This window comes from Rubrivirga sp. SAORIC476 (assembly GCF_002283555.1).
GTDB lineage: Bacteria > Bacteroidota > Rhodothermia > Rhodothermales > Rubricoccaceae > Rubrivirga.
In genome coordinates this window covers 110818-119571 of sequence record NZ_MVOI01000012.1, presented here as the reverse complement: position 1 = coordinate 119571, position 8754 = coordinate 110818, and the positions used below count along the sequence as shown (strand labels likewise).

Here is an 8754-nt window from a genome sequence, read left to right as displayed (position 1 = left end):
CACGCCCGCAGGCGCGGCGGGCGGCCACTTCAACCCGCTCAGCAGCGAGCACGGCGCGCCGAGCGCGGCGCCCGCTCAGCGGCACGCGGGCGACCTCGGCAACATCCTCGCCGAGGCGACTGGGCAGGCGCTCGGCGTCCGTATCGACTCGGTGCTGTCGTTCGAGGGGCCGACGGCGATCCTCGGCAAGGCCGTGCTGGTCCACGGCGGCGCCGACGACCTGACGAGCCAGCCCAGCGGCGACGCCGGTCCGCGCGTCGGCTGTGCGCCGTCTGCCGAAGCTGAGGCCCGAGAGGATGCTCCGGTCGTTTGCATCGAGCCCTAGACGACGTTCGGTGTCCGAGTGGGCCCCCTCGTCTCTCCGCGGAGCCCTCCACGCCATCCAGCGATCAGCCCTCGAGTACCGCCTCGTAGCCGGCCCTGCTTCACGCACAGCCTGCCCGGCCGCTGGATGAGTACTGCGACTGGCGAGGCCAGTGCCCACAGCTACGAAGTTTGCTGACTTTGCGCCCGAGGCGGGCGCGGCTTCGAGTACCCGTGGGAGAGTGGATCTCCAGTCCGTCGGTAGGGGGGGCTGGATCAGGAGGAATCGATAGGTACGTGGGGACATGCGTACCACTCGGAGAAGATGGCCAGCCTCGTAGCATTTGGGTTCAGGGCGCAGGAAGCCCCTCCGTCCTGATGTCATGTCGCCCCACCCCCCCACTCTGCAATGATTCCCCGATTCCCGTTTCGCCCCCTGCTTGCCGCTTTCTGTCTCGCGTTCGCGTTGTCGGCGTGTGACTCCTCCACCCCGCTGGACGACGCTGGCGTGTCCGCGCAACACATGGCAGCTGAGAAGTCAGCGGGCGTCAGCTCTGGCGCTCAGGCCGTTTTCGAACATCGAGACAGCGTCGATGTGGTGTTGGAGACCATCGAGGTTGAGTCGATTGGTTTCAGCGCCGGTGGCTCTGCGACGGCATTCTTCACGGCCGTCCGGTGTGACATCAATGGCATGACCAAGGAAGTGGAATTCTTTCCCGGGGTATACGACTTCGTGCGGTCTGATATCGACCTGGAGCTTCTGAGCTGGACATTGCATGAAGAGACATCGAATGGCGTGCAGAGCGTCGAGACAGGCGAAACCGTGTACTCGACGAGTGAGAACTGCATTTACCAGTACACGGCTGAGATCGGGTACGACTTCTTGGGAATCCAGGCTCCGCAGCCCGGGGCGACGTACCCCAATGGCCAGCAGGGGGTGGATTTTCAAAGTGGAATAGAGTTTCAGTGGTCGGGGACGGATGCCTACACAAGAGGAGTCTTCTCGTTGTCCAAAAAGGTTAACGGGGTGTATAGCAATACAAGGGGGGTTAATGTGGGGGGCGCCTCTTCTCGGGTCGTGAGCGGGTTGGAGGGGTCGACGGAGTACGCATGGCAGATCGAGCTGATCGACACGAGAGACTCATCCGTTCGGTCAAGGTCGGATCTCGCTTACTTCCGGACACTTCCTATGTCGCCGACCCTCTCCGGGGTGATTGACCAGGGACGTGCGAGGCTCAGTTGGACGCCCATCGGGGGCGCCGACCGCTACCGGGTTCGGCGAATCAACCTCGACTCCGGCCAGACGGACTTTTTTGAGACGTCCAGCACCGAGTTCTGGGACGACACGTCCGTCGTGGAGGAGAGCCAGACCTTCAGTGGAGCGGTCTCCTTCGACGTGCGGACGATTGATTCAAGTGGGGCGGAGTCGCGGCCGAGCAACCCCAAGCTGTATACGGTGGACTACGGGCTCGGCAAGCCGTAGGAAGCGCCGATGCCGACGGCCGAGTCGGCTCGATCCGACTGGATCCAGACCGGGGCCTTTTGGCGCCCGCTGTCACAGAGGTGGCGGCGGGCGCCGCTAGTTTAGGGGCACGAGATCCCATCGACCGTGGCCGAGCAAAACGACCTGTTCCTGAACGAGACCGACCGCAAGCGGCAGCGCCTGACGCCCCTCATGCGGCAGTACTGGAAGATCAAGGACCGCCACCCCGGCGCGATCCTGCTCTTCCGCATGGGCGACTTCTACGAGACGTTCGAGGACGACGCCGTGACCGTCGCCGACGTGCTCGGCATCACGCTCACCAAGCGCGGCAACGGGGCGGCCGAGGAGATCCCGCTGGCAGGCTTCCCGCACCACGCGCTCGACCAGCACCTCCCGAAGCTGGTGCAGGCGGGCCACCGCGTCGCCGTCTGCGAGCAACTGGAGGACCCGAAGCACGCGCGCACCATCGTCAAGCGGGGCGTGGTGGAGGTGGTCACGCCAGGCGTCGCGTTCCGTGATCCGTTATTGGATGCCAAACACTCGACCTTCCTCGCCGCCGTCGCCTGGGGCGAGGGCCGCGAGGCGTCGACGGTCGGCGTGGCGTTCGCGGACGCCTCGACGGGCGAGTTCTTCCTCACCGAAGCCGAGGTGGGTCGCCTCGGGAGCCTCTTGCAGACGGTCGCCCCGGCCGAGGTGGTGGTCGATAAGCGCCACGTGGACCGCCTCCGCGACGCCATGCGGGCGGTGCAGGGAGGCGAACTGCCATTTGCGGTGACGAAGCAGGAGGACTGGGTCTTCGGGCTCGACTTCGCCACCGAGACGCTGCTCCGTCATTTCCAGACGCACAGCCTCAAAGGCTTCGGCGTCGACGGGCTCTCGGTCGGCATCACGGCGGCAGGCGCGGCGCTCTACTACCTCGGCGAGACGCAGAAGGGCCGCATCCCGCACGTCCGGCGTCTCCAGCGCTACCGCTCCGAGGACCACATCGCGCTCGACCCGGCGACGAAGCGCAACCTGGAACTAGTCGCCTCGATGCAGGACGGTCGCAAGGATGGCTCGCTGGTGGGCGTGATGGATGCCACGCTGACCCCGATGGGGGGGAGGCTGCTGCGGCAGTGGCTCGTCCGCCCCCTGCGTGACGTGGGGCGCATTCAGCAGCGGCTCGACGCCGTCGACGCGCTCTTCCTGGCTCCCCGGCTCCGCCGGTCCGTCCGCGAGGAATTGCGCCACGTCGGGGACCTGGAGCGATTGTGCGGCAAGGTCTGCACCGGCCGCGCCACGCCGCGCGACCTCGTCGCCCTTGGCACCACCCTCCGTCGCATCCCGCCCATCCAGGCGCTCCTCGATGGAGAGGAGGCCGGGCTGATCGGTCGCCTCCGCGAGCGACTCACGCCCTGCTCCGAGACGGCCGCCGCCATCGCCGCCGCTCTCGCCGACGAGCCCCCGGCCCAGCTCTCGGCCGGCGGAACCATCCGACCGGGATTCGACGCCGAGCTGGACCGTCTCCGTGAGATCGCTGGGAGTGGGAAGCAGTACCTGACCGAACTCCAGGCACGCGAGTCCGAGCGAACGGGCATCCCAAGCCTCAAGGTGGGCTTCAACAAGGTCTTCGGCTACTACCTCGAAGTCACCAACGCGCACAAGGACAAGGCGCCCGAGGAGTGGATCCGCAAGCAGACGCTGGTCAACGCCGAGCGTTACATCACGCCCGAACTAAAGGAGTACGAGGAGACCATCCTGACCGCCCAGGACACGATCGGCCAGATCGAGGCGCGGCTCGTGGAAGAGCTACGCGAAGGGGTCGCGGAGGCCGTGGAGCCGATCCAGGCCAACGCGCAGGCGCTCGCGGCGCTCGACGTGCTGGCGGGCTTCGCCGAGGTCGCCGAGCGCAACGGCTACGTCCGCCCCGAAGTCGACACGTCGGCGGTGCTCGACATCGTGGACGGGCGCCACCCGGTCGTGGAGCGGATGCTGCCCGCGGGCGAGGCGTTCATCCCCAACTCGGTCCGCCTCGGGGCACCGGTGGGCGAGGACCCCGACGTGGCCACCGAGGCGGGCCAGATCCTGCTCATCACGGGCCCCAACATGGCGGGCAAGAGCGTGGTGCTCCGGCAGACCGCGCTCGTGGTGTTGCTCGCGCAGGTCGGCGCCTTCGTCCCGGCGGCGCGCGCGCGGGTCGGCGTGGTGGACGCACTGTTCACGCGCGTCGGTGCCAGCGACAACCTCGCCGCGGGCGAGTCGACGTTCCTCGTGGAGATGAACGAGACGGCCAACATCCTCAACAATGCGACCGCGCGGAGCCTCATCCTGCTCGACGAGGTCGGCCGGGGGACGAGTACCTTCGACGGTCTCAGCCTCGCGTGGGCCATCGTGGAGCACCTCCACGAGACTTCCGCCGTCGCCGCGCGGACGCTCTTCGCGACGCACTACCACGAACTCGACGCGCTCTCGGAGCGGCTGGCCCGCGTCAAGAGTTTCAGCGTCCGCGTCCGCGAACACGAGGGACGCGTGGTCTTCCTGCGAACGCTCGTGCCGGGGGGGGCGGACCACAGCTACGGCATCGAGGTCGCCCGCATGGCGGGCCTGCCGCCGTCGGTCGTGGCGCGCGCCAAGCGGGTCCTTCGGCACCTGGAAGCCCACGATGTCGCTGCCGAGGTGGGTGTCCATGGCGAGCCGGTGGGCGACGGGATGCCCGCCGTCGGGCGCCCGTCCGTCAGCGCGCTCCCTGCCGGAGCGCCGCTGCCCGTCGCGCTGGCCGTGCCGGACCCCATCGCGACGGAGGTGCTCGACCACCTCGACCGACTCGAGCCAGACCGCATGACGCCCATCGAGGCGCTGATGGCGCTGGCGGACCTGAAGAAGACCGCAGGCGGAGAGCGAGGAGTCTAAGCGGAGTGTCACCGGGGGAACCCCCATTTCAGGCGCTCAGGGAGGGAAGTGGGCGGTTCCACAATTCCACATTGGATCTTGCGGAGCGGAACGATGTACGTTGCGAGATCAGGGGCGTCTGCCCCGGGACCCCGAACGTCGCACCATCGCTCGCGCCGTCTGGAGTCCATCCACACCCCACACCCCACAGAAAACCGTCATGCGCGCTTTCATTCTTACCCTCGCCCTCTCCCTCCCCCTCGGCCTCGCCGCGTGCCAGTCCGAGCAGGCTGACGCCATCGAGGACCAGGGCGACGCGATTGAGGACTCCTACGACGAGCAGGCCGACATGGTCGACGAGGTCATCGAGGACACCGCCGCCCCGGGCGACTCCGCTGACGTCATCGGCGACGGCGAGATCATTGACGAGCCCGGTGAGCCCGACGCCGACGCGCTGGGCCAGTAAGCTTCGGCTTCTGCCTTCTGGGCGCCCTCCGGTCTTCCGGGGGGCGCCCTTTTCGTATGTGGGGCACCTCGGGGAGGCGGTAGGCGTAGTCGCCCGATGAGCAGAGCCTTCGTAAAGGAAGGGGCCCCGGAGGTCCCCGTCGTCGTCCCACCCCGCGCGCCGCTCCCCGCAGGCGTCCCCAACTACGTCACGCCGACCGGCCTCGCCGCGCTCCGTGCCGAGAAGGCCGCCCTGGAACGGGCCCGCGCGGACCTGGACGCCGAGCACCCCGATGCTTCGCGCGAGCGGGAGATGCTGACGGGAAAGCTGAAGGGGCTCATCGAGCGCATCGCACGCAGTCAGGTCGTGGACCCGGCCGAGGTGGACCGGGAGGACGTGCGGTTCGGTGCGACCGTCACACTCCGCGATGCCGACGGCACGGAGCGCTCCGTCCGCATCGTGGGGGTCGACGAGGCGGACGCCGAGGCGAGCACGGTGGCATTTACGTCGCCCATCGCACGGGCGCTGACGGGAAAACGCGTGGGCGACACCGCCCTGCTCCGGACGCCCGCTGGTGACCGCCCGCTCGTCGTGCTGGCGGTCCGGTACGTGCCGTGAGGGCCAGCCCGGGTGGGCCGCCGAGGCGGCCCGGGGGAGGGCACAGGATCAGGAGGTCGTGCCGCCGAGTGCTCCGCCGGCATGCCTCAACAGCGACCCCAGCCGCTTGAGGGCCTGCTGGAGTTCCACGTTCGAGTCGCCCGTGGTGGACGGCGACACGTCGTTGGCGGCGGCCTCGGTCTGCTCGCCGAGGCGGACGAGCAGGGTGCTTACGCGCGCTCCATCAATGCCCTCGCCGACGAGTGACTGGTGCAGTTCTCCGAGGGTGGCGCCGATGTGCATCAGGTCCGTCCGCTCGGTGGCCATCAGCTTGCGCTTCCAGTCGTCGATGCGATTGATCGCTTTGGAGAGCGAGAGTTGGGCCAAGCCACGCTCCAGGTCGTCGACGGTGGCGGCGACTTCGGCGGCTTCGGTTTCGTTGGGGATGGTGTCCATGGGAGAGGGGAGGAGAGAGGAGAATGGAAAGGAGTCAGCGAGAGTCGCTGGGGGCAGGCACGACCCCAGAGGGGAGGCCGTCGCCAGAGGTCGGTGCGAAGTCGGGCGTGGCCGGCTGCTCGATGCCGCCGAAGAACTCGGCGCGGGCTGCCTCGGCGACCTTCATCGTCACGTATCCGTCGGACGCCGCGCCGATCACGCCGCCGACGAGGGGGATCCCGCGGACCAGCTTCCGCTTCACGCCACCCTCGACGACCTTCTTGGCGCCCCACTTCACGGCGCCCACCGTCGTGGCCACCACGAAGTTGAGGCCGCGTTCGGCCAGCTTCAACCCGAACCGGTCGAGCGTCTCCTGCTCGGCGTCGCGAGCGGGGTCCGCGGGGCCGCTACCGACGAGGCACTTCAGGACGCGCTCGCGCGTGCCGGGCAACTCAGGGGCGTGCCCGGCGAGGGCCGCGACCGAGGCCGCCATGTGGAGCTGGACCGAGGCCACCGCAGCGAGGTTGGCGGGCAGCACCACGGGCAGCGTGATCCACCCCCCCAGGCCGCTCAAGAAGCCCGCCGAGGCGGATGCGGCGATGTGGCGGCGGACCAACCGGTCGAGTTGTTCGTCGGTCGATCCGCCGCCCAGTCGGGCGTCGGCGGCCCGGTCCTGTGGCGTCCCGAGACCGGGCACGCCGTTCAGGACGGTCGGGTAGAGGCGGTCGAGCACGAAGCGGCGGACAGTGGTGGGCATGGTCGATGGGGTCAGGAGAGAGGGGCGAGGCGGTCGAGTTCGGTCTCGATCTCGCGGCGCAGCAGTCGGCGGAACGGCCGGGCGGCCAGCCCGAGTGTCGCCTCGACGTGGAGGGTGTCCGGAGTGGCTTCCAAGCGGCCAGAGACGCCTCGCCCGTCCACCCAGACGGTCCCGCCCTCGCGGCGCGTCTGGACGCCGAACTCGCGCCGAAGGCGGTCGGCGACCTCGTCGACGGCCTTGTGTGCCGTGTCGGGGTCGAGGGAATGCGGGCGGGAGACGACGATGTGGGCCATATTCGGGGCGGCGGCTCAGACGTACGCCACCTCCCCGCCGGGGGTCCGCCTGCCTCCTCCATCCCAGGCGCCCCCTCATGGCCACCGGCGCGTTCGAGCCCTCCGGCCTGCATCTACTTCCCATGATCGACTCCTTTCTCGGCCGCTTCCCCCGCCTCGGGGCCGACGTCTACGTCTCCGACACTGCCGCGGTCGTCGGGGACGTCACCCTGGGTGACGGCGCCAGCATCTGGTTCGGCGCCTCCCTCCGCGGCGACGTGCACTGGATCCATGTGGGCGCGTCCTCCAACGTGCAGGACAACGCCACGGTCCACGTCTCGCGGGGCACCCACCCCTGCTGGATCGGGACGGGCGTCACCATCGGGCACAACGCTGTCGTCCACGGCTGCACGGTCGAGGACGACGTGCTGATCGGGATGGGCGCCGTGGTTCTGGACGGCGCCGTCGTCGGGGCCGGGTCACTGGTCGGCGCCGGGGCGCTCGTCACCGGAGGGACCCGCATCCCCCTGCGCTCCCTGGTGCTCGGGTCGCCTGCTCGTGTCGTCCGACCCTTGACCGAGGCGGAGGTGGAGCGAAACCGAGCGAACGCCGCGCACTACGTCCGCATGGCGAGGATGTACCGCGGCGTCGAGACCCCCGAGGCGACTCCCGAAGGAGGTGGCGGAGCCAACCCGTTCTACACGGGCCGCCCCGAGGACCGGATGACGGACGCCGGCTAGCCGCGCTTGGCGAGCTCGCGCATCTCATCGTGGTCGGTCGCCCGGCCGATGACGAGCGTGTAGGCCTCACCGGACGCGTCGCGGTCCCGCGCCGACGCCATCTTCACGTCGGTGCCGAAGTTGCGCTTGACGCCCTGGTAGATGCCCAGCTTGGCGCTCTTGTCGATGGAACGGAGCACGAGGAACTCGCCGTCGCTCAGTCCGGAGATGCTCTCGTAGATGGGGGTGTACTTGGACGAACGGGACCCGCGCTGACGGGACGACTTGAGGATGCCAGCGGCAGCCTTTTTGTCTACGATGTCCATGTCGAAGGTGGGAGTCTTTGACGACTTAGCCATGAGAGGTGGTGGTAGTGGTGGAGAGATGAGGCCGGACGCGACTGGCGCTTTGTACCCGAGTGTGTGCGAATCGGCTACCGAAGGGTAGTGTATTTGGCGGGTATGAGAGAAGAATTACTTGCAGGGGGTAGGGGAGATTTCGGTACGTCCAGGAGCCATTCATGTGTCGAGTCTGACCACTCGGTGAGCTGTTGAGGTCGCCTGAGTCCCTCGTCGGGGTGCCGAAGAGGCATGGCAGGATCTTTGGAAGCGCTCCCAGATCCCCGCCCTGTTCCGCCATGACCCCTTCGAACCTCCGCCTGATGGCCGCGATCGGGATTGCCTGCCTCGCGTCGTCGGTGCTGCTGCTCAAGACAGCCAGCCCGTCCCGGGAGTCGATCCTGGACTCGATCTACCGATAGTCCGCCCCACGGACTGCTCTCGCTCTGGCGGACCTCTTACCGTGGAGGCCCGCCCGGGCGTGTTCTGTTCGACAGAGTGGGGCGAGCGCTCTACCTTCCGAGAACCGGACTCGGA

The 8754-nt window shown here is 68.4% G+C and carries 11 protein-coding genes; 7 read left to right on the top strand and 4 right to left on the bottom strand.

Features of this window, described 5'->3' with window-relative positions; genetic code table 11:
• From B1759_RS17640 to B1759_RS17620, 5 genes are all read left to right on the top strand, one after another.
• A partial coding sequence (locus tag B1759_RS17640) for a superoxide dismutase family protein (RefSeq protein ID WP_143537471.1) occupies positions 1-325 on the top strand: 325 nt, incomplete at its 5' end.
• Between the two features lie 501 nt (positions 326-826).
• A complete protein-coding gene (locus B1759_RS17635) occupies positions 827-1786 on the top strand; it encodes a hypothetical protein (RefSeq protein WP_143537470.1) in 960 nt (319 codons plus the stop codon).
• 192 nt (positions 1787-1978) lie between these two features.
• Positions 1979-4675 carry a DNA mismatch repair protein MutS gene (gene mutS, locus B1759_RS17630; RefSeq protein WP_095516408.1) on the top strand — a complete coding sequence of 899 codons (2697 nt, stop codon included), beginning with the start codon at positions 1979-1981 and terminating at the stop codon, positions 4673-4675.
• Positions 4676-4874: 199 nt separating this feature from the next.
• Entirely contained in the window at positions 4875-5120 is a 246-nt protein-coding gene (locus B1759_RS17625) for a hypothetical protein (RefSeq protein ID WP_095516401.1), read from the top strand.
• Positions 5121-5216: 96 nt separating this feature from the next.
• Positions 5217-5717, top strand: a complete 501-nt coding sequence (locus tag B1759_RS17620) for a GreA/GreB family elongation factor (RefSeq protein ID WP_095516400.1) — start codon at positions 5217-5219, stop codon at positions 5715-5717.
• Between the two features lie 48 nt (positions 5718-5765).
• On the opposite strand, the gene B1759_RS17615 is transcribed toward B1759_RS17620, so the two are convergent.
• Genes B1759_RS17615 through B1759_RS17605 form a run of 3 tightly spaced genes read right to left on the bottom strand, consistent with a single transcriptional unit; the run spans position 5766 to position 7181 of the window.
• Positions 5766-6152, bottom strand: a complete 387-nt coding sequence (locus B1759_RS17615) for a hypothetical protein (RefSeq protein ID WP_095516399.1) — start codon at positions 6150-6152, stop codon at positions 5766-5768.
• 34 nt (positions 6153-6186) lie between these two features.
• Positions 6187-6888 carry an EcsC family protein gene (locus B1759_RS17610; protein WP_095516398.1) on the bottom strand — a complete coding sequence of 234 codons (702 nt, stop codon included), beginning with the start codon at positions 6886-6888 and terminating at the stop codon, positions 6187-6189.
• Positions 6889-6899: 11 nt separating this feature from the next.
• Positions 6900-7181, bottom strand: coding sequence for a polyhydroxyalkanoic acid system family protein (locus B1759_RS17605; RefSeq protein WP_095516397.1), 282 nt, complete (start codon positions 7179-7181; stop codon positions 6900-6902).
• Between the two features lie 122 nt (positions 7182-7303).
• On the opposite strand from B1759_RS17605, the gene B1759_RS17600 reads away from it, so the two are divergent.
• A complete protein-coding gene (locus B1759_RS17600) occupies positions 7304-7900 on the top strand; it encodes a gamma carbonic anhydrase family protein (protein ID WP_095516396.1) in 597 nt (198 codons plus the stop codon).
• On the opposite strand, the gene B1759_RS17595 is transcribed toward B1759_RS17600, so the two are convergent.
• A complete protein-coding gene (locus B1759_RS17595; RefSeq protein ID WP_143537469.1) occupies positions 7897-8238 on the bottom strand; it encodes a hypothetical protein in 342 nt (113 codons plus the stop codon). The two genes, B1759_RS17600 and B1759_RS17595, sit on opposite strands and share 4 nt — an antisense overlap.
• Before the next feature lie 278 nt (positions 8239-8516).
• Here B1759_RS17595 and B1759_RS20380 point away from each other — a divergent pair, with 278 nt between their 5' ends.
• The gene (locus tag B1759_RS20380) at positions 8517-8639 is read left to right on the top strand and encodes a hypothetical protein (RefSeq protein ID WP_255380578.1); all 123 of its coding nucleotides are present in this window, start codon (positions 8517-8519) and stop codon (positions 8637-8639) included.
• Positions 8640-8754: the final 115 nt, after the last annotated feature.

What these genes read in the sequence shown, in the direction of transcription:
- B1759_RS17635 (WP_143537470.1), top strand. Translation starts at nt 827, where the DNA reads ATGGCAGCTGAGAAGTCAGCGGGCGTCAGCTCTGGCGCTCAGGCCGTT.
- mutS (WP_095516408.1), top strand. Translation starts at nt 1,979, where the DNA reads ATGCGGCAGTACTGGAAGATCAAGGACCGCCACCCCGGCGCGATCCTG.
- B1759_RS17625 (WP_095516401.1), top strand. Translation starts at nt 4,875, where the DNA reads ATGCGCGCTTTCATTCTTACCCTCGCCCTCTCCCTCCCCCTCGGCCTC.
- B1759_RS17620 (WP_095516400.1), top strand. Translation starts at nt 5,217, where the DNA reads ATGAGCAGAGCCTTCGTAAAGGAAGGGGCCCCGGAGGTCCCCGTCGTC.
- B1759_RS17615 (WP_095516399.1), bottom strand. Translation starts at nt 6,152, where the DNA reads ATGGACACCATCCCCAACGAAACCGAAGCCGCCGAAGTCGCCGCCACC.
- B1759_RS17610 (WP_095516398.1), bottom strand. Translation starts at nt 6,888, where the DNA reads ATGCCCACCACTGTCCGCCGCTTCGTGCTCGACCGCCTCTACCCGACC.
- B1759_RS17605 (WP_095516397.1), bottom strand. Translation starts at nt 7,181, where the DNA reads ATGGCCCACATCGTCGTCTCCCGCCCGCATTCCCTCGACCCCGACACG.
- B1759_RS17600 (WP_095516396.1), top strand. Translation starts at nt 7,304, where the DNA reads ATGATCGACTCCTTTCTCGGCCGCTTCCCCCGCCTCGGGGCCGACGTC.
- B1759_RS17595 (WP_143537469.1), bottom strand. Translation starts at nt 8,238, where the DNA reads ATGGCTAAGTCGTCAAAGACTCCCACCTTCGACATGGACATCGTAGAC.
- B1759_RS20380 (WP_255380578.1), top strand. Translation starts at nt 8,517, where the DNA reads ATGACCCCTTCGAACCTCCGCCTGATGGCCGCGATCGGGATTGCCTGC.